Source organism: Shewanella sp. NKUCC05_KAH, assembly GCF_019345585.1.
GTDB lineage: Bacteria > Pseudomonadota > Gammaproteobacteria > Enterobacterales > Shewanellaceae > Shewanella > Shewanella oncorhynchi.
The window spans coordinates 206319-226054 of sequence record NZ_JAHKQZ010000002.1; the positions used below are offsets into that span (position 1 = coordinate 206319).

Consider the following 19736-nt stretch of genomic DNA (forward strand, 5'->3'; position numbering starts at 1 on the left):
TTACGCGATTATCTTGGCATTTCGTTAAACGTACCGACGTCACTAAACTCATGTTACCGAACACGTATACCAAGCTTATTTTACCAAGCTAGAAATCAAGGCACGTAGCGCGGCAGGTTTTATCATTTTCGCCATATAGTGATAGCCGCGGCGTTGCACATCTTCCACCAGCTCTTTGCGGGTATTGGCGGTAATCAAAATGCCGGGTAAATCTTTGCCATACAGAGCACGAATACCGTCCATCGCATCGACGCCATTTTGGCCATCATCTAAATGGTAATCCGCGAGCACAATATCAGGCGCGACGCCTTTCAGTCCTAGTTTAATGCGTGCATCAGATAAATCTTTTGCACAGATAACCTCACACTGCCAGCGGCTTAATAGGCTTTCTAATCCAGCTAAAATGGCCTCTTCGTTGTCGATACACAACACTTTGATACCCGATAACGGCTGCAGCAGCGACGGTAACGCTTTCACTTGTGGCTGACGCACAGTTTCTCCAAGCGGAACACAAATGGAGAAGACCGAGCCGCGCCCTAAATGGGACGAAACCTGAATACCGTGTTCTAACACTTTACTAATGCGATCAGCAATCGCCAGACCTAAGCCCAAGCCGCTAACATTGTTGCTCTTAGGATTATTCAACCGCTTAAATTCTTTGAAAATTTCTTGGGTTTCTTTTTCATCAATACCACAACCCGTGTCTAACACTTGGATTTCAAGGTAATGACCTCGATGACGACAACCAAATAACACTCTGCCACCGCGAGCATAACGGTAGGCATTCGTTAAAAAGTTTTGCAGGACACGCCTTAACAGCGAAGGATCGGAATTAACGGTTGCGCTGCATGGGATCATCTTAAAACGAATTTGGTTATCCGCCGCCATCGCTTCAAATTCAACGGATAAGCCATTGATCAGTTCTGAAATCGCAAAGTCACGGCGATTAACATCCACCATGCCAGAATCGAGTTTAGAAATATCCAGCAGATCGGTGAGCAACTCGCCGGCAATTTTTAGCGAGCTATTCACATGGGATAAGGTGGTTCTGGCCTCACGATCTAGATTGGGATACTGAGATAACGACGCAGTGAACAATCGCGCAGCATTAAGTGGCTGCATTAAATCATGGCCGACGGCGGCCAAGAAGCGACTCTTAGAAGCGTTAGCGATTTCTTCCTGCGCTTTAGCCTCCAGTAACTCACTGTTTAACATAGCCAATTCATAGGTACGTTCGTTAACACGGCTCTCTAAGGTTTCATTGGCCTCAAGCAGCGCGCGCTCCTGTTCGCGATACTGAGTAATGTCGGTAAAGGTCATCACAAAGCCGCCATCTGGCATAGGATTTCCCTGAATTTTTATCACTTTACCGTCCCTGCGATGGCGCTCAGAAGTGTGCGGCGTGCCATTACGCATGTGCTGCACCCGCTGCTCAACCTGCTGTTCTATTTCCCCTTCACCACAATAACCCCGCGCCGCATTAAAGCGGATCACTTCACTGATCGGCATGCCCTGCTGCAAAAATCCATCGGGATATTGATACAGCTCCACATATTTGTAATTCCATGCCACAAGATTGAGATCGTTATCGATAACACTCATGCCTTCATAGGCGTGTTCAATCGCGCCGCGCAACATGTCTTGGCTGAGCATGATTTTCGATGAGGCTTCATCGACCAGACTAAAGACTTCATCCAGCGCTAAATCGCGCCCTTGCAGCACGGAATCCATCACTAGCGCTGCGCTTGAAGCGCCAAGCACCCCCGCCAATAAACGTTCAGTGTGGGAAATCAGCTCAGGCGGCGCCGCTTTATGCCAACTATCACTTTTTACCGCATCAATCGAGAAACGGCTAAAACTCTCGTAGGCGCGTGTTGGGCTAACGAAGCGACTCGCCAGTATCAGTAAATCTTGCTGTGAAATCGGACCATTTTTCTTATTGGCACTGTTTTTCAATTTGCCAGGGCTCACAAAAGCACTGGCCTGAATACGCTCAGCCACACCGGCTCTAAACCAAATAGAACCCAAAATATAACAGGCGATATTGGCAAAAAGAGCCGTCAGCGCATCACGCACATTGGGCGTTATCGCATCTAGCAGGCCTTTCTCGCTCGCGACACTAGACAAGAACGCCGATGAACTTTGCACATCGGTCATGCCCTGCAACATGATGTAGAACCACAGCGAAAAGCCCACGCCGAGTCCTAAAAATACCCCAGCACGATTGCCGTGTTTCCAATAGAGTCCACCGACTAAAGCTGGCGCGAGTTGGGCAAAAGCCCCAAAAGACAACATGCCTAAATGGGACAAGGAATCACTGTCTGATAATGCCAAATAGCTGCCATAGCCTAAGCCCAGAATAATCACGATGGCTAAGCGGCGGGCATTAAGTAACAGGTGCGAGAACTGACTGAAGTTTTTCTCGCGGATATGGCCTGTACGTAACATCACTGGCACCAGCCATTCGTTACTTACCATCACACTGATAGTCACTACAGCAACAATGACCATACCCGTTGCCGCAGATAAGGTACCCAGCAAAGCAATAACAGCCAACAAGGGTTGATCTAACGCCAGCGGCAAATTAATCACATAGGTATCGGCCGACACTGAATCGCCGAGGATGAGCTTCCCAGCCAAGGCGAGCGGTCCAACGAATAAACCGAAAAGTGCTAAATAAATGGGAAACAGCCAACGCCCTTTTGACAACACGGACTCATCGGCGCATTCCACCACCATTACATGGAACTGCCTTGGCATACATAAAAAGGCCGCCATTCCGACGAGTAACTCAGGCATTAAAGCTTCAATACGTGGATTGGGATAATTAATTAGTGACTGCGCATTGGCCTGCTGCCAAATATCCCCAAAACCATCGAACACTCCGAAACTGATGACGATGCCGACCAACAAAAATGCGGCAAGTTTCACCAGAGACTCAAAGGCAATCGCAAGCATCATGCCGGGATTATGCTCGGTCGCATCGAGTTTGCGAGTACCAAATAAAATGGCAAATATGGCTAACAGCGAAGTGATCAGTAACGGAATCGTCACGCCATCGAGGGGATCGTCTGCGGGTTGAAACAAATTAAGGCTGAACACCATCGCCTTAAGCTGCAGGGCGATATAGGGCATGATACCAAACAAGGCGATTAAGGTGACTAAGGCGGCTAAAGTTTGAGATTTGCCATAACGGGCGGCAATAAAGTCGGCCACTGAGGTGATATTTTGCGCCTTAGACACTAATACCATCTTGCGTAACATGCCAAAACCTAGAGTAAAAATCAGAATAGGGCCGATAAAAATCGGTAAGAAAGACCAAAAATCCTTAGCCGATTGCCCAACTGTGCCTAAAAAACTCCACGAGGAGCAATAAACCGCTAAGCTCAGACCATAGATAACGACCTGAAGCTTTTTAGTGATCTGAGTAAACCAACGCTCCGCCCCCCAAGCCAATAGGAATAAAAGCGAGACATAACAGACGGCAATAACAGCAACAACTAAGGTTAAATTCATACTTTGCTCTTTTTTCTGATTATTGTGCGATAAAACCTGTCTAAAATCTAGCCGGATTTTTAATGCAACAGACTAAATATAAAGGAAAATTTAACACTAGACCAAGGTCTAATGGAGTTGCCGCCCCCTTGCATACCATACTCAGTCCACGCAATTTTTCAAAAGGGAAGCCCTATGAGCTCGCAGTCTCTCTACAAAGTCTCCGGCAATATCGCTGCCAATGCACTTGTAAACAACGATAAATATAAAACAATGTACCAAGAGTCGATTGTCAATCCTGAAGGTTTCTGGAGAGAACACGGCAAGCGTATTGATTGGATTAAACCCTATACCAAAATTAAAAAAACCTCTTTTGATGACCATAACTTATCGATCAATTGGTTTTACGATGGCACCCTGAATGCTTCAACCAACTGTTTAGACCGTCACTTAGCCGAGCACAGTGATCGCGTGGCGATTATTTGGGAAGGCGATAACGCCAGCGAACAACGCAAAATCACCTACGGTGAATTACATGCAGATGTGTGTAAGTTTGCCAACGCACTGCGCAGCCAAGGCGTGCGCCGCGGGGATATAGTCACAATTTACATGCCTATGGTGCCAGAAGCCGCAGTCGCTATGCTTGCCTGTGCCCGTATCGGCGCAGTGCACTCTGTGGTCTTTGGTGGATTCTCGCCGGATTCAATCGCCTCTCGCGTGATTGACGGTAAATCCAAAGTCATCATTACCTCCGATGAAGGTATGCGCGGTGGCCGTGCTATCCCATTGAAGCGCAACATAGATGATGCCTTAAAGCACCCTGATGTCACTACGGTTGAAAAAGTCATCGTACTTAAACGCACGGGTGGCAAAGTAGATTGGGTAGAAAGCCGTGATGTGTGGTGGCATTCACTGATGGAAACCGCATCAGAGCACTGCCAACCAGAAGAAATGGACGCCGAAGCACCGTTATTCTTGCTTTATACCTCAGGTTCAACCGGTAATCCCAAGGGCGTATTGCACACCACTGGCGGCTACATGGTTTATGCGTCTATGACCCATGAATATGTGTTCGACTACAAAGCGGGTGAAGTGTACTGGTGTACCGCGGATGTGGGTTGGATCACTGGCCACTCTTACATGGTTTACGGCCCGCTCGCCAATGGTGCGACGGTGCTTATCCATGAAGGTGTACCAAATCATCCAAGCCCTGCCCGTTTAGGCGAAATGATTGACCGCCATAAAGTGAACATTCTATATACAGCGCCAACCTTAATTCGCGCACTGATGGCCGAAGGTAAACAACACTTCGATAAGTTCGATGGTAGCAGCTTGAGGATCATGGGCTCGGTAGGTGAACCTATCAACCCAGAAGCATGGCGTTGGTACCATGAGGTCATAGGTCATGAGCATTGCCCTATCGTCGATACTTGGTGGCAAACTGAAACGGGCGGCATTTTGATCACGCCACTGCCAGGCGCGACCGATACTAAACCTGGCTCAGCTACCCGTCCGTTCTTTGGCGTTCAACCCGCCTTAGTGGATAACATGGGGAATATTTTAGAAGGTGAGAACGAAGGTAACTTAGTGTTACTCGATTCTTGGCCGGGCCAAATGCGTACTGTGTATGGCGACCACGAACGATTTGTACTGACCTACTTTAAAACCTTCCGCGGCATGTATTTTACCGGTGACGGTGCACGCCGCGATGAAGATGGTTACTACTGGATCACTGGCCGCGTTGATGACGTAATCAACGTATCCGGCCACAGATTAGGTACAGCAGAGGTTGAAAGTGCGCTGGTATCACATGAACTGGTTGCCGAGGCTGCAGTAGTTGGCTACCCACATGATATTAAAGGCCAAGGTATTTATGCGTATGTCACGCTAACCCGCGGCACTGAAGAAACCGAAGAGCTACGTCAAGAGCTGCGTCAATGGGTCCGTAAAGAAATTGGTGCGCTGGCAACCCCAGATCTCATCCAATGGGCGACGGGCTTACCTAAGACACGTTCAGGCAAGATTATGCGCCGCTTCCTGCGTAAGATTGCCGCTAACGAAGTGACCAACTTAGGGGATGCATCAACCTTGGCCGATCCAGCGGTGATCGAGACCTTGATTGAATCACGCTTGAATCGTACTGAGTAATATCCGAGTGACGAACAACGTCCACAACGCTTAGTCTATGCCCAATAGGCTAAGTGTAACCTGAACCTCCCTTTTTAAACCTCAGGTTAAAAGTGAATCCTGTTGAGAGAGTGTGTGTGATTGCTCCTTTCTCTAGCTTGCCCCTCCAACCAGGGGCATTTTTTTTGCCTGTTATGTTAAGCTTGCGACCTCACTTTTATTCAGCATAGATTTTTTATCAGCGTGTCAGTCAAACTCAGAGACTATCAACAACAAGCGGTTAATGCCGCCATCGCCCATTTTAGGCAAAGCCAAGCTTCCGCCGTACTTGTATTGCCCACAGGCGCCGGCAAAAGCATAGTGATCGCCGAACTGGCACGCATCGCCAAAGGCAGAGTCTTAGTGCTCACCCATGTGAAAGAATTAGTTGCGCAAAATGCCGAGAAAGTCGGCCTCCTCACAGCACAAGCCAGTATCTATGCGGCGGGACTCAATCAAAAAGCCACCGACGGAAAAACCGTCGTTGCCAGTATTCAATCGGCAGCGCGGGGATTAACGCAGTTCGATCAGCCGTTCTCGTTAGTCATTATTGATGAATGCCACAGAGTCAGCCTAGAAAAAACCAGCCAATATCAGCAAGTACTCAAGCATTTACGCACGAAAAATCCCCAATTAAGATTGCTCGGTCTCACCGCCACGCCCTATCGCCTTGGCACTGGCTGGATTTATCAGCATCACTATCACGGCAAAGTGGGGTCTCCTGAACATGCCGTGTTCGAACATTGTGTGTTCGAGCTACCCATCAGGCCGCTCATTAAGCAAGGTTACCTCACGGCGCCAACCCTGTTTGATGGCCTAAGTGCCCAGTACGACTTCAGCCAACTTAAAGCAAACGAGAATGGCGAATATGCCGAAGCCGAGGTTAACGATTTACTGGGACATTACGGCCGCGCGACCACTGCGATTGTGAAACAACTCATTGAACTGAGCCAACATAGAAAAGGCATTATCATTTTTGCGGCAACGGTACGTCACGCCAATGAGATTTTTGGCATACTCAACCAAGCTCACGCTGCACAAAGTGCCATTATCACAGCACAAACGCACGACAATGAACGTGACGCGATGATTGAACGCTTTAAAGCCCAAGAGCTGAAGTTTTTGGTCAACGTGGCTGTGTTGACGACAGGCTTCGACGCGCCCCATGTGGATTTGATTGCAATTTTGCGCCCTACCGCCTCAGTCAGTCTGTTTCAGCAAATGATCGGCCGTGGATTGCGAATCGCTGAAGGCAAAAAAGATTGTCTTATCATCGACTATGCAGCCAATGGTTATGACTTGTATTTCCCCGAGGTCGGCCAAGCTAAACCCAACAGTAAATCGGTACCCGTGCAAGTGCATTGCCCTGTATGCGATTTTGCCAATATATTCTGGGGACTCACAGACGACGATGGCGACATTATCGAACACTTTGGTCGCCGCTGTCAGGGCATAGTCGAACAGCAAGGTAAAAAGCTGCAGTGCGACTTTCGATTTAGATCTAAATCTTGCCCTGATTGCGGCGAAGAGAATGATATCGCGGCACGCATTTGCCAGCACTGCCAATCGACCCTCATCGATCCCGATAAACGCCTACGCCAAGTGCTCAGCCTGCAGCACCATCATTTATTCCGCTGCCAGCATATGAGCCTCATCGACGATGACGGCAATCTGAAAGTGCAGTACCTCGATATCGACGGTAATAAATTCAATCGCCGCTTTAAATTACAAACACCGGCCCAGTGGCGAGCCCTATATGCCTTATTCATCTTTCCCCATAGCCGTACACCGGGATTAAAACCGAAAAAATACACTAAGGTGACAGAGTTAATCAGCGACGCGGATAAATTCCGCATGCCCGATCTCTTGCTGCTGAAGAAACATAAAAAAGGCTGGGATCTGCTCGAAAGCTATTTTGATTATCAAGGTCGCTATCAAACTGAAAATAAACGTGGCTGACATTATCAATTCACTTAGGCCTATGGTATAAAACGACTAAAGTAATCCTAAGGAGCTATTATGTTCGTTGTTATTTTTGGCCGTCCAGGCTGTCCTTATTGCGTTCGTGCTGTGCAATTATCTGAGCAACTCGTTGAAAAACGTGATGACTTTAAGTTCAGATATGTCGATATCCATGCAGAAGGCATCTCTAAAGCAGATTTAGAAAAAACTGTCGGTAAGCCAGTTGAAACAGTACCGCAGATTTTTGTCGATGAGAAGCACATCGGTGGGTGCACAGATTTCGAGCAATATGTTCGTGAAAACAATCTGTTAGATTAAGCGCTATAGATATGTGATCCGCTTAATGCAAAAGGAGACCTAAGGTCTCCTTTTTAGTCTTTATCACAACCCAGTGGGATTAGAGCTTTCCATAAATAGTGCTCGGTACAAAACTGCCTAAAAAGCCCCCTTGAATCCAGCGCACCATTGTCATCATCACTGCACATAATGTCAGCTTTAATATAATCACCAAACTCAAGATACGTTTCTTTTTAAAGATGCAGCATTAGTCGAACTTGCTAATGCCAATAATTATGTTAGAAAAATATTTGCAGTGGAAGAAGTAAAACGAAGGTATTAAATTCTGTACTCAGTATTGGAGTTTAACGTGGGACATTCAGGAGGAAATTCGAGAGAGATACAGCTGAAGAAATAAGTGGTGGGTCGTGAAGGATTCGAACCTTCGACCAATTGGTTAAAAGCCAACTGCTCTACCGACTGAGCTAACGACCCATCTAGGTATTACGATAAAAATGTTCACTTATTTTGGCATCAACAATGCGAATAATAAGTGGTGGGTCGTGAAGGATTCGAACCTTCGACCAATTGGTTAAAAGCCAACTGCTCTACCGACTGAGCTAACGACCCATCTGGTGTTGCGCTGATTTATGCACTTTCAGTAAAGTGGTGGGTCGTGAAGGATTCGAACCTTCGACCAATTGGTTAAAAGCCAACTGCTCTACCGACTGAGCTAACGACCCATTGTACTACTGACTATCTCATTAAATACCACTAACTTATTCTATTCATTAGAGTAAGTGGTGGGTCGTGAAGGATTCGAACCTTCGACCAATTGGTTAAAAGCCAACTGCTCTACCGACTGAGCTAACGACCCATTTACTGGTATTTCACGCCCCGAACGACCTCGCCGCTCTGAGGGCGCCTATAATACCTTTTTCATCTTCTCATGCAAGCGCAAATTCCCAAATTTTTGTCGTTTGCATGAAAAACAGACTAAGAGTATGTTTTTTAGTTAATTACGCTTTAATTGCAGCCAGTTGCTGCTGTGCAATGCGTGCTGCGGCGCTGTTTGCGTAATCTTTGACAACTTGTTGGTAGTATTGCATCGCACCAGCTTTATCACCGGTTTTCTCGGCGATCATGCCAAGCTTCACTAAACTATCGCCACGTTTATTAGAATCACTAAAACGATCAACCACAGTTTTGAAGGCTTGTTTAGCTTCTGCAAATTCGCTCTTATTAAATAATAGCTGTCCTAACCAATAGTTCGCATTCGCGGCATACACAGAGTCTGGGTATTGTTTGATAAAAGCACGGAAGGCAGGAATGGCATCGTCATACTTACGCTCTTTTAAGACTAAGTTAACGGCATTTTCATAACTTGCAGTTTCACTTAAACTACTTGCGGCAGCATTGGTCGATACCACAGAGGGGATTGATGTCGCTGCAGCTGCAGGTGCGGCAGATGCCTTTGAGGATAAATTAGCAAGCTCATCATATAACTGACGCTGACGCTCTTGCATCTGCTCAATCTGATAATTCTGTTGTTCGGTTAAACCGCGTAAATCGAGAACTTCCTGCTGCAGTGTATCAAGACGACGTTGCATCTCGAGCTCACTTTGTTGTCTCGATTTTACAATACGTTCGATACGAGCAAGTCTGTCATCACCCGAACCACCAGCAATATCTTCCACAGGAGCAGGCGCTGCAACTGCAGCGCCCGCACCAAGGAACATTGCCGTAATTAAGACGGCACGTTTCATTGTGTTACTCTCCGAGATTCAATCTTAGTAAACTAAAACTGCACGACGGTTTTTGCCAAAACCTTCATCAGTGCGAGAAAAATCAAGTGGTTTTTCTTCGCCATAGCTGACTACGCTCATTTGGCTTGGCTGCACACCCATACCTTGTAGGTATTTAGCAACGGCTTTAGCACGACGTTCGCCCAGAGCAATGTTGTACTCAGGAGTGCCACGCTCGTCCGCATGACCTTCAATCAGTACGCGCACACTTGGGTGCTCAACTAAGTAAGTACCATGAGCTTCTAATACAGCGGCGAATTCAGTTTGAACTTCACTGCGGTCGAAATCGAAGTAAATGATGTGTTCTTTTCTCAACTCTTCTAACTGCTGACGTTGCTGCTCTTCAGATGACAACATAGCACCCACACCACCAGTTTGAATGCCACCATTCAGTTCGCTACCTGAACCGTTTGTTGAGCCCATTGCATCAGTTTCTGATTCTGAAGTTGAGCTACATGCACTAATAGCCATAATTGGAAGTGCTACCAACATAGCTTTTAACAACTTATTCAGATCCATTACGTGTTCCTTATAAAATTAAATGTGATTAAATCAAGGTATAACATTAGAGAAACGGAGACCAAGAAGGTGATTTCACCTCGCCTTGACCCACGGGTAATCTCGCTTTAAAGCGTCCATCCGTAGAAACAGCTGCTAATACTTGCTTACCTTGGTGTGTAGTGCCATATATGACCATAGTACCATTAGGCGCCACACTTGGGGATTCATCCAAGCGTGTAGAGGTTAGCACCTGCATAAAACGCGTATTTAAGTCCATACGCGCAATATTAAACTTACCGTTAGTACGGTTAACAAAAATCATACTACGTCCATCTGGCGTAATTGAACCGCCAAGGTTCCATTCACCTTCAAATGTTTCACGACTCACTTTACCTGAACTTAACTCTACGCGATAAATTTGCGGTCTACCACCACGTTCAGAGGTGAAAATCAACGACTTCCCATCAGGATACCATGATGGTTCAGTATCGATAGCATAGTGATTGGTAATACGCTTAATCGCTTTTGTCGCAATATCGATAACATAGATCTCAGGCTGACCGTCCTTAGACAGCGTCACAGCCAAAGATTTACCATCAGGAGAGAAAGCCGGCGCACCATTAATACCTGGGAAAGAGCTCACTTTAGTGCGCACTTGGGTATAAAGGTCTTGTACGAAAATCTCTGCTTTTTTATTTTCAAAGCTAACATACGCCAAACGACGTCCATCAGGCGACCAAGTAGGTGACATTAATGGCTCAGGTGAGCGCAGTAACATTTGCTCGTTAAAACCATCATAGTCCGCAACCATCAACTGATAAGGTGCTTTTTGAGTATGATTGACCACGACGTAGGAGATCCGCGTTAAGAATGCACCGCGAATACCGGTTAACTTTTCATAGACGATATCGCTAATTCTATGACCATATTGACGAAATTGCGCTGCTGAAATCACAGTTTGGCGACTGTCCATCAAAAATTCTGTAGCACTGACAGAGCCTTTCAATGCTTGGTTTTGTGCTTTAACTAAATCGATTAAATCAAAGCTCACCAAATACTGATCGGTTCCGTAAGGTTTCACAGTACCTAACACCACAGCTTCTGCGCCAACGCTAGACCATGAACTAGGTTGAAACTGAGCCAAAGCACCAATATTACGCTGAGGTAGTCCGAGCTCGTCTAAAGGTTTAAAGGTACCGCTACGAGCTAAGTCAGACATCACCACATCAGCAATCGCTTGTGGCGGTGCGCCAGGACCTTGCCATACAAAAGGCATCACAGCGATGGGACGCGCTGCGTCAACACCTTCTGTGATCACAATATCCAATGCCGCTTTCGCGGGGGTGGTGCACAGCAGAACTGCCAGTGCTAACCATTTTGCCAATATTTTCATGGTGCTCCTTTAATTAAACGTTGGTTCAACGATTAAGTTAATTTCTTTCATCAAGTTATAAACAGCAGGATCCGGAGACACAGGCAGTTTGCCCGCTTTCAAAATCGCCGCTTTTGCTGCACGACAAACGTTGGGATCACCACCTTTTGTTTGGCTGCTGATCACAAACCCATCATTCGCTAAACGCACAGAGACAGTACAAGTCTTTCCACGCATAGATTCATCCACTACCAAATTACGTTGAATAGTTGATTTTATCATTGCCTGATACTTACCGACTTCACTCTGCATCTGCTTATTCATGGTTTGCGACAGCGCCGCTTGCTCAGCCGCTAATGCATCAGCCATTTCCTGCTCTTGATCGGCAAGGGCTTTGGCATCCGCTTTAGCTTTGGCATCCGCTTTAGCTTTGGCATCCGCTTTAGCTTTGGCATCTGCTTTAGCTTTGGCATCTGCTTTAGCTTTGGCATCTGCTTTAGCTTTGGCATCTGCTTTAGCTTTGGCATCTGCCTCCGCTTTAGCTTTAGCTTCCGCATCTGCTTTTTGCTTACGGTCAGTTTCAGCTTTCACTGCAGCAGCTTCTTCAACCTTACGTTTTTCAGCGGCTTTTTGTGCGGCGTCTTCAGCAACCTTACGCTCCTGCTCTTTCAGCTTACGGTCGGCTTCGGCTTTGACTGCCTTTTCCTTTTCCTGCTGCTGTTTCACCTGGGCTAATTTGGTCGCTTCATTGGCTTTTTGAATCTCAATTTCCTGCTGCTTACGTTCTTGCTCTAGCTGTTTAATCTGAGCTTGTTCGCGCTCGCGTGCCTGTTTCGCTTCTTGAGCTTTGCGTTCAAGCTCGGCTTGACGTTCTTGCTCACGGCGTTCGGCATCACGCTTTTCTTGCTTAAGTTTCTCAACTTGATTAGCCACTTTTTGCTGATCAACCATAACCGCTTTGATTGCTGGTGCGCTAACTTGTTGCATAGGCTCAGGTTTGTGAGAAAAATCTATTCCTAATGCCAGAATAATTATCACGCCAATATGAATACCCGCTGAAATTGACAGAGGTAATGTTACATCTGACTTATCTGCCACCTATTTCTCCTTGGGTGAATCCGTCATCAAACCGACTGATGGCACGCCAGATTGCTGCAGTGTCACCATCAACTGAATCACTTTATCGTAAGGAATATTTCTATCGGCTTTAACCACAACAGGACGCTCAGGTTCAGTCACGATAAGTGCAGCCACTTCCGTTGCCAATTCTTCCAAATCCATAGGCACATTCGTTGAACCGCCTTTATTGAGGAAGTAATCACCATCACCATCGATTGAAGCAACAATGGGCGGCTTACTGTCATTGGGTAAAACTTCTGCCGCCCCTTGAGGCAGCTCCACTTTGACCCCTTGGGTCACTATGGGTGCTGTTACCATAAAAATAATTAACAGCACGAGCATGACGTCGATATAAGGCACCACGTTGATTTCAGCAACGGGGCGACGACGTTTGCGCTGATAAGCTGGTTGCATTATGCCCCTTCCTTCTCACTGTATGCTTGGCGATGCAAAATGCTGGAGAACTCTTCCATAAAGTTTGCGTAAGCCATTTCTAATTTATCGACTTGAGTCGAGAAACGGTTGTAGGCGATTACCGCTGGAATTGCAGCAAATAAACCCATAGCCGTTGCAATCAAAGCTTCAGCAATACCGGGGGCAACCATAGCTAAGGTGGCGTTTTCCATCGAACCAATAGCGATAAAAGAATTCATGATCCCCCATACCGTACCAAATAAACCGATATAAGGGCTAGTCGAACCAATCGTTGCTAATAACGGTAAGTTAGCTTCTAACTTTTCCATTTCGCGAGACAAGGTCACACGCATAGCACGCGATGTACCATCCATGACGGCATCGGGCACTTTGCTATTTAATTTATTCAGGCGTGAATATTCCTTAAAGCCAGTCACAAATAATGACTCTAAACCGCTATTATCTGGACGAGATGATAATTCTTTATACAAACGATTTAAATCAACACCTGACCAAAATTTGTCTTCAAACTTCGCCGATTTACTTTTTGCGGATGTCAGTAAGCTACGGCGTTGTAAAATCACCGTCCAAGACATCACCGACAAGCAAAGTAAAGTGAACATAACAAATTTCACTAATAAACTGGCTTGTAAAAATAACCCAACAATCGACATATCAGCTTGCACTGTCAAACTCCTGCACAATATTTAAGGGAATAGCTCGGGGACGCATACGTGATAGCGCAACACAAACAACCAGCACTGTGCCTTCACAATAACAGTCTCCCTGTTTATCGACCAAGCGTTGATGAAAGATCAACGAGGCCTTTTTCAACTCTATGACCTTAGTTTCAACAATAAGGTTCTGTTCAAAACGTGCTGCTTTGCGAAAATCGAGTTCCGCACGCTTTACGACAAAAGCGGTGTCGTCGGCTAATAACGCAGTCTGACTCACGCCAAGGGCTTTTAGCCACTCGGTTCGCGCGCGCTCAAAAAAGTTGAGGTAGTTCGAATGATAGACAACGCCACCAGCGTCGGTGTCTTCGTAATAGACTGAAATTGGCCAATGAAACATCATTTGAAAATAAGCAAATTTTGGTTGAAAAATTGACGCTTACTATACCTAGGGAAACAAGACTTGTGAATGACCCGATGAAGATATAGATAGGAATAGCGCGGGTTTCAGATGAATAGGGGCAATTGTAAAAGAGAATGGGGTCAAACGACCCCATTTTATTAACATAGTTAGTTATTTTGCGATAGCTTGTGGCAAGGTTAAGCCAAAACTCTGCCACAAGAAACTGTAGATGTCGGCAAATTCGTCGATCTTCATCGCCGTGGGCTTACCCGCTCCATGACCAGCATTTGACTCGATACGCATAATGACTGGTTTATTGCCCTGCTGTTTCTCCTGCAGCATGGCCGCAAACTTGAAACTGTGTAATGGCACAACACGATCATCATGATCCGCAGTCATTACCATAGTCGCAGGATAAGCTTGCGCTTTTACATTGTGATAGGGCGAATAAGCCAATAGCGCAGGGAATTGCTCTGCTTTATCGGCACTGCCGTATTCACTCGTCCAAGCCCAACCAATAGTGAACTTGTGGAAACGCAGCATATCCAACACGCCCACCGCAGGTAATACGGCAGCAAAAAGTTCAGGACGTTGAGTCACAGCAGCGCCCATCAACAGACCACCATTACTGCGGCCATAGGCACCGAGTTTAGAGCTGTTGGTGTATTTTTCGCTGACCAGATATTCAGCAGCAGCAAAATAGTCATCAAACACATTTTGCTTTTTGTCGAACATCCCCGCTTGATGCCAGCTTTCGCCATACTCAGCGCCGCCACGTAAACTCGGCACAGCATAAATGCCACCCATGTCTAACCAAGCGATATTGGCAGGGCTAAAACGTGGTGTCATCGAAATGGCAAAACCACCATAGGCATAAAGTAATGTCGGATTTTGACCGTTTTTCACTAAGCCCTTTTTATAGGAGAGCATCATAGGCACACGCGTACCGTCTTTGCTGCTATAGAAAACCTGTTCAGAAACATAGTCATCGGGATTAAACGAGACTTTGGGTTTAGCAATAACGGTTGAACCGCCAGTTTTAAAATCAAACTGATAGGTGGTTTCAGGCTGAATATAACTATTAAACACATAATAGAAATAATCTTTGCTGGCTTTACCAAAAGGCCCTGCCACATTGCCAAGACCAGGCAATGCCACATCTTGACGCTTCTGACCACCCATACTGTAAATCGATAATTGACCTAACACATCATGTAAATAACTCACCACTAAATGGTCATTAATAATGGCGACATTATTAATCGGATCTTTAGACTCAGGAATAATCGTTTGCCATTGCGATTTATCACTATTGCGGGTGTCAATCGCAATCACTTTACCATTAGGCGCCTCTAAGTCGGTTTTGAAATAAAACACTGAACCATCATTACCGAGAAACTCATATTCAGCTTCTAATTTGAGGATCAATTCCACCACTTGGGATTTAGGCTCAAATAACGATTTATAGAAGAAACGATTACGCTTATCCGTACCTTGAGAAATCGACAGTAATAAGTATTCACCTTTCTCAGAGACATCAATGCCAAAGCCCCAATCTTTATTCTGTGGACGCTCATAAATCAATAGATCTTGATGTTGGTCTGTGCCTAATTTGTGGTAATACACTTTTTGGTTAAAATTAACGTCAGCTAAGACATCCCCCCCTGCTGGGGCAGCATAACGGGCGTAGAACACACCTTGATTTTCTTTATCCCACACTGCGCTAGAAAATTTAATCCATTTCAGTTCATCGGCCAGTTTCTTACCGGTTGCAATATCAACGAACTGCCATTGCTGCCAATCTGAGCCAGAATTTGACACACCATAGGCTAAAATTTTACCGTCATTGCTCACAGCCACGCCGGATAAGGCAACAGTGCCATCCGCAGACAGTTTATTTGGGTCAAGAACAGGCTTTTCAACACCATCTAAACCTTTAACGTACAAAACCGATTGCGCCTGTAGGCCATCATTACGGTAGTAAAATTGATTGTCGCCGTTTTCAAACGGGGCAGAGACTTTTTCGTAATTCCAAAGTTCTGTAATACGTTCGACCACAGCTTGTTTATTGGGGATCTTAGCGAGGTAGGCTTGACCAAAGTCTTGTTGTTCTTTTACCCACTCTTCAGTTTCAGGCGTATTGGCCTCCAGATGACGATAAGGGTCGGCCACTGCGACACCATGAATGGTTTCGACGAGGTCATCTTTTTCAGTGACAGGGTAAACGAGTTTAGTTGCGCTTGCCTGCTCAGTCGAATTTTGCTCAGGTGAATTGCCACTTTGGCAGGCACCGAGTGCCATCCCCAATGTGGCCACTAACAAACCTTGCTTTGCAAGGCGAAATCTTAATGCCATCGTGTTGTCGTCCTTCTTATGGTTTCGGGCTTAAGGCCTTTTCAGCAAGTACTATACAAGCAAAAAAAATCATGGCAATGGCGTAACTTAATATGAAGTTTTTTAAGCTGTATCGTGAATTTAACAAAATAGCAGCAAGGATAAGCTTATTGAAGTGTATTATTATGCATTAATAGTGAGTTATAAGTTATTAATCAAGGTAAATAGTGACTTAAGTGATATAAATCACCTTTGTAGTCATTAGAATTACTAATGTTTATGGGCAATTTTTCTCGTTTGTTTTACAACAGGTTTCCCAATAGTATGTGCTTGTTTTCAGGAGATAACTGCTTGCAGATATCGAAAACAAAGAACTTTTAAACTGGTGTGTTCCCAACACTTCAGTTTCTTTTCTGGTTCTTATGCTTGACTTCCTTCCTTCAATTTGTTGATTGCAAATGCATTATTTTTGCGGCCCGCTTAGTTTAAGCGGGCTTTTTTTTAGCATTTCAAACACTATCCTGATTATTGCAACGGCCAAGTTTTATACTTCATCTATATTATTCGTACTTATCCCACTCTCGCTTTCTGCAGTACTTGTTGAGGTGGATATGTCATATCTACAAATTAAAAAATCTCATTATTTTACCCATACGCGCAAATTGAGCGAATCATTCGATTAAAGTGGCATACTGCCTGAACTCTCCTTCTTTTAAAAACGACAATGCCAAGTCATAAACTTGGCATTGGAAAACACTTAAAACCTAGGTAAAACAAACACTAAAAAGGTTTACTTATCCGTATAACAACACGACGGTTACGCGCCCTTTCATCCATATCATCATTGGAAGCCACATGACGACGCTCACCATGCCCGAATGTGACAATACGATCTTGAGGAATACCACTGGCAACAAAGAACTCTTTTACCGACGCAGCTCGTGTATCCGACACTTTCTGGTTTACTGAACGGCCACCATAGCTGTCGGTATATGCATCCACCAGCACTAACTCTACCAAGGGATCATAGGCTAAATATTCTTGCACCCGAGACAGTTGTTGCTGGGAGAAACGAGTTAAATCGGTTCCGCCTTCATCGTAATTTAATACAGTAAAAGCGATATCTTCAAAGCTATAGGGCAATAAATGCGCTAAACAAGCTTTAAACTCAGTATATTTACGGCCAAAATTAGCTGAAGACAAACCCACAGCTATCTTATTCGACTCGTTATACCAATCAGCATAGTAAAACGTTGGTTCCATACCGCGACTCAACTCTGCCAACATAGACCAAGCTGCACGCTTAGGCACTTCACCGTTAAAGTACTTTTGATAATGTAATGACGTGATCTCTTTCGATACCACACCAGGACGCCACTGCGGCGCGCGGCTAATTAATTTAGCCTGCGTCACTTGATCAGGTTTTACCCACATATCTAAGGTAAAAGTCATATTCTGCTGCTTACCCGCTTCACTGGTAAAAATCGCTTTACCGTAAGAAGGAATATCATGCTCAAGGCGACAGACGATGGGAGTATTTTCACTCACTCGCCACTGGGAATCACTTAAAGAGGCGACATAATGGCGCAACTCTGCCATTGCAGTTGCTGGAACGCATAAAATTGATACTAATATCAGTTTTCGCCACATAGCCTTTACTCATGTTTAATCGGTTACATGGCTTTATCGGCAAACTATTTAGTTCCTTTAGCTCATAAAACCACCAATCAAGCATGACACACCCCAACACATTTAGCATAATAGCGCCCTGTGAATTTTCTTGAGTACTTTATGAGTGACATTTGCGACGCGAACAAATTGAAATACCGATTTCGAGGCTACTTTCCCGTAGTCATTGATGTCGAAACTGCGGGCTTCAACTCTCAAACCGATGCGTTGCTAGAAATTGCCGTCACCCTACTAAAAATGGACAATGAAGGTGTGATAGGAATCGATAAAACCCTACACTTCCACATTGAGCCCTTTGAAGGCGCAAATTTAGAACCCGAAGCGTTAGCATTCAACGGTATTGATCCCACTAATCCGTTACGGGGAGCGGTGAGCGAGAAAGAAGCCTTTTTGGAAATCTTTAAAGCCGTGAAGAAAGCCCAAAAAGCCTCCGACTGCCATCGCAGTATCATAGTGGCGCACAATGCGGCATTCGATCATGGTTTTGTGAGTAAGGCGATAGAACGTTGCGACTTAAAACGCTCGCCGTTTCATCCTTTTGCCACCTTTGACACAGCAACGCTCGCCGGACTCGCCATTGGTCATACCGTACTTGCCAAGGCATGTATTATGGCGGGTATTCCCTTCGATAATAAAGAAGCCCATTCGGCGCTATATGATACCGAACGTACCGCGGAGCTTTTTTGTCATATCGTGAACCGTTGGAAATCATTAGGTGGCTGGCCATTACTGGCCCAGGATGAGCAGGATGCAAGTGGTACTAAGGCATAAATTTAGCGGTTCTCACTAGATCTTAAGCCATTTAAAAACAAAAAAGCTGCCATTGGCAGCTTTTTTCATTTAACAGGCGACTGTGATTAGAAAAGTACTAATTACAGTGAGCTTGCGTTTTCAGACAGGTAAGCAGCAACACCTTCAGTGCTTGCATTCATACCTTTATCGCCTTTTTCCCAGCCAGCAGGACAAACATCACCGTGCTCTTCATGGAATTGCAGTGCATCGATCATACGTAGCATTTCATCAACGTTACGGCCTAATGGCAGATCGTTAACGACTTGGTGACGAACCATGCCTTCTTTGTCGATCAGGAATGAACCACGGAAAGCCACACCCGCTTCTGGATGCTCAACATCGTATGCTTTGCAGATTTCATGTTTAACATCAGCCACTAGCGTGTATTTAACTTGGCCAATACCGCCTTTTTCAACTGGGGTGTTACGCCATGCATTGTGGGTAAACTGAGAATCGATAGACACACCAATCACTTCTACGCCACGCTTAGTGAACTCTTCCATACGGTGATCAAAAGCGATCAACTCTGATGGGCAAACGAAAGTGAAGTCAAGTGGATAGAAGAATACGACGGCTGGTTTGCCTTTGATGGCTGCAGTCAAGTTAAAGCTATCAACGATTTCGCCAGAACCTAATACAGCTGCAGCAGTAAAATCAGGAGCCTGACGGCCTACTAATACGCTCATTTTATATCTCCATCTATGAGTTGAACTAAGTGTAAGGCAAGATGCCTT

The 19736-nt window shown here is 45.4% G+C and carries 15 protein-coding genes and 4 tRNA genes; 4 read left to right on the forward strand and 15 right to left on the reverse strand.

The features are described 5' to 3' along the window. Nucleotides 1-75: 75 nt before the first annotated feature. Complete coding sequence (locus KO533_RS02785; RefSeq protein ID WP_219252782.1) at nucleotides 76-3516, reverse strand: PAS domain-containing hybrid sensor histidine kinase/response regulator; 3441 nt, start codon at nucleotides 3514-3516, stop codon at nucleotides 76-78. 174 nt (nucleotides 3517-3690) lie between these two features. Here KO533_RS02785 and acs point away from each other — a divergent pair, with 174 nt between their 5' ends. The 3 genes from acs to KO533_RS02800 all read left to right on the forward strand — a co-directional run bounded on the left by acs (nucleotide 3691) and on the right by KO533_RS02800 (nucleotide 7941). Beyond that, nucleotides 3691-5643 (forward strand): acetate--CoA ligase, encoded by a 1953-nt coding sequence (gene acs, locus KO533_RS02790; RefSeq protein ID WP_219252783.1) that lies wholly within the window; start codon nucleotides 3691-3693, stop codon nucleotides 5641-5643. Between the two features lie 222 nt (nucleotides 5644-5865). Continuing rightward, entirely contained in the window at nucleotides 5866-7620 is a 1755-nt protein-coding gene (locus KO533_RS02795) for a DEAD/DEAH box helicase (RefSeq protein WP_219252785.1), read from the forward strand. A 60-nt stretch (nucleotides 7621-7680) separates the two neighbouring features. Continuing rightward, a complete protein-coding gene (locus KO533_RS02800) occupies nucleotides 7681-7941 on the forward strand; it encodes a GrxA family glutaredoxin (protein ID WP_028760344.1) in 261 nt (86 codons plus the stop codon). 377 nt (nucleotides 7942-8318) lie between these two features. On the opposite strand, the gene KO533_RS02805 is transcribed toward KO533_RS02800, so the two are convergent. The 13 genes from KO533_RS02805 to motY all read right to left on the reverse strand — a co-directional run bounded on the left by KO533_RS02805 (nucleotide 8319) and on the right by motY (nucleotide 18171). Then, nucleotides 8319-8394 (reverse strand) — tRNA-Lys (locus tag KO533_RS02805). A 59-nt stretch (nucleotides 8395-8453) separates the two neighbouring features. Next, nucleotides 8454-8529 (reverse strand) — tRNA-Lys (locus tag KO533_RS02810). A gap of 37 nt (nucleotides 8530-8566) precedes the next feature. After that, nucleotides 8567-8642: transfer RNA gene (locus KO533_RS02815), tRNA-Lys, on the reverse strand. A 58-nt stretch (nucleotides 8643-8700) separates the two neighbouring features. Then, nucleotides 8701-8776 (reverse strand) — tRNA-Lys (locus KO533_RS02820). A gap of 142 nt (nucleotides 8777-8918) precedes the next feature. After that, nucleotides 8919-9665 carry a tol-pal system protein YbgF gene (ybgF, locus tag KO533_RS02825; RefSeq protein ID WP_028760345.1) on the reverse strand — a complete coding sequence of 249 codons (747 nt, stop codon included), beginning with the start codon at nucleotides 9663-9665 and terminating at the stop codon, nucleotides 8919-8921. A gap of 24 nt (nucleotides 9666-9689) precedes the next feature. Next, nucleotides 9690-10223, reverse strand: coding sequence for a peptidoglycan-associated lipoprotein Pal (pal, locus tag KO533_RS02830; protein ID WP_028760346.1), 534 nt, complete (start codon nucleotides 10221-10223; stop codon nucleotides 9690-9692). A 46-nt stretch (nucleotides 10224-10269) separates the two neighbouring features. Continuing rightward, nucleotides 10270-11598, reverse strand: coding sequence for a Tol-Pal system beta propeller repeat protein TolB (gene tolB, locus KO533_RS02835; protein ID WP_028760347.1), 1329 nt, complete (start codon nucleotides 11596-11598; stop codon nucleotides 10270-10272). Between the two features lie 9 nt (nucleotides 11599-11607). Then, nucleotides 11608-12675, reverse strand: coding sequence for a cell envelope integrity protein TolA (gene tolA / locus KO533_RS02840; protein WP_219252787.1), 1068 nt, complete (start codon nucleotides 12673-12675; stop codon nucleotides 11608-11610). Then, nucleotides 12676-13110, reverse strand: a complete 435-nt coding sequence (gene tolR, locus KO533_RS02845; RefSeq protein WP_028760349.1) for a protein TolR — start codon at nucleotides 13108-13110, stop codon at nucleotides 12676-12678. It abuts the gene before it with no gap. Next, nucleotides 13110-13796, reverse strand: a complete 687-nt coding sequence (tolQ, locus tag KO533_RS02850; protein WP_028760350.1) for a protein TolQ — start codon at nucleotides 13794-13796, stop codon at nucleotides 13110-13112. Before tolQ ends, tolR begins: the two co-directional genes overlap by 1 nt. Next, nucleotides 13786-14187 carry a tol-pal system-associated acyl-CoA thioesterase gene (ybgC, locus tag KO533_RS02855; RefSeq protein ID WP_006081251.1) on the reverse strand — a complete coding sequence of 134 codons (402 nt, stop codon included), beginning with the start codon at nucleotides 14185-14187 and terminating at the stop codon, nucleotides 13786-13788. Before ybgC ends, tolQ begins: the two co-directional genes overlap by 11 nt. 171 nt (nucleotides 14188-14358) lie before the next feature. Beyond that, the gene (locus KO533_RS02860) at nucleotides 14359-16542 is read right to left on the reverse strand and encodes a prolyl oligopeptidase family serine peptidase (protein WP_219252789.1); all 2184 of its coding nucleotides are present in this window, start codon (nucleotides 16540-16542) and stop codon (nucleotides 14359-14361) included. Nucleotides 16543-17301: 759 nt separating this feature from the next. Beyond that, entirely contained in the window at nucleotides 17302-18171 is an 870-nt protein-coding gene (motY, locus tag KO533_RS02865; protein ID WP_028760352.1) for a flagellar protein MotY, read from the reverse strand. 141 nt (nucleotides 18172-18312) lie between these two features. On the opposite strand from motY, the gene rnt reads away from it, so the two are divergent. Continuing rightward, nucleotides 18313-18981 carry a ribonuclease T gene (gene rnt / locus KO533_RS02870; protein ID WP_028760353.1) on the forward strand — a complete coding sequence of 223 codons (669 nt, stop codon included), beginning with the start codon at nucleotides 18313-18315 and terminating at the stop codon, nucleotides 18979-18981. 101 nt (nucleotides 18982-19082) lie between these two features. Here rnt and KO533_RS02875 read toward each other — a convergent pair whose 3' ends face one another. Beyond that, the gene (locus KO533_RS02875; protein ID WP_006081247.1) at nucleotides 19083-19688 is read right to left on the reverse strand and encodes a peroxiredoxin C; all 606 of its coding nucleotides are present in this window, start codon (nucleotides 19686-19688) and stop codon (nucleotides 19083-19085) included. Nucleotides 19689-19736 lie beyond the last annotated feature (48 nt).

What these genes read in the sequence shown, in the direction of transcription:
- rnt (WP_028760353.1), top strand. Translation starts at nt 18,313, where the DNA reads ATGAGTGACATTTGCGACGCGAACAAATTGAAATACCGATTTCGAGGC.
- KO533_RS02875 (WP_006081247.1), bottom strand. Translation starts at nt 19,688, where the DNA reads ATGAGCGTATTAGTAGGCCGTCAGGCTCCTGATTTTACTGCTGCAGCT.
- ybgC (WP_006081251.1), bottom strand. Translation starts at nt 14,187, where the DNA reads ATGATGTTTCATTGGCCAATTTCAGTCTATTACGAAGACACCGACGCT.
- pal (WP_028760346.1), bottom strand. Translation starts at nt 10,223, where the DNA reads ATGGATCTGAATAAGTTGTTAAAAGCTATGTTGGTAGCACTTCCAATT.
- KO533_RS02800 (WP_028760344.1), top strand. Translation starts at nt 7,681, where the DNA reads ATGTTCGTTGTTATTTTTGGCCGTCCAGGCTGTCCTTATTGCGTTCGT.
- KO533_RS02860 (WP_219252789.1), bottom strand. Translation starts at nt 16,542, where the DNA reads ATGGCATTAAGATTTCGCCTTGCAAAGCAAGGTTTGTTAGTGGCCACA.
- tolR (WP_028760349.1), bottom strand. Translation starts at nt 13,110, where the DNA reads ATGCAACCAGCTTATCAGCGCAAACGTCGTCGCCCCGTTGCTGAAATC.
- KO533_RS02785 (WP_219252782.1), bottom strand. Translation starts at nt 3,516, where the DNA reads ATGAATTTAACCTTAGTTGTTGCTGTTATTGCCGTCTGTTATGTCTCG.
- acs (WP_219252783.1), top strand. Translation starts at nt 3,691, where the DNA reads ATGAGCTCGCAGTCTCTCTACAAAGTCTCCGGCAATATCGCTGCCAAT.
- tolB (WP_028760347.1), bottom strand. Translation starts at nt 11,598, where the DNA reads ATGAAAATATTGGCAAAATGGTTAGCACTGGCAGTTCTGCTGTGCACC.
- ybgF (WP_028760345.1), bottom strand. Translation starts at nt 9,665, where the DNA reads ATGAAACGTGCCGTCTTAATTACGGCAATGTTCCTTGGTGCGGGCGCT.
- motY (WP_028760352.1), bottom strand. Translation starts at nt 18,171, where the DNA reads ATGTGGCGAAAACTGATATTAGTATCAATTTTATGCGTTCCAGCAACT.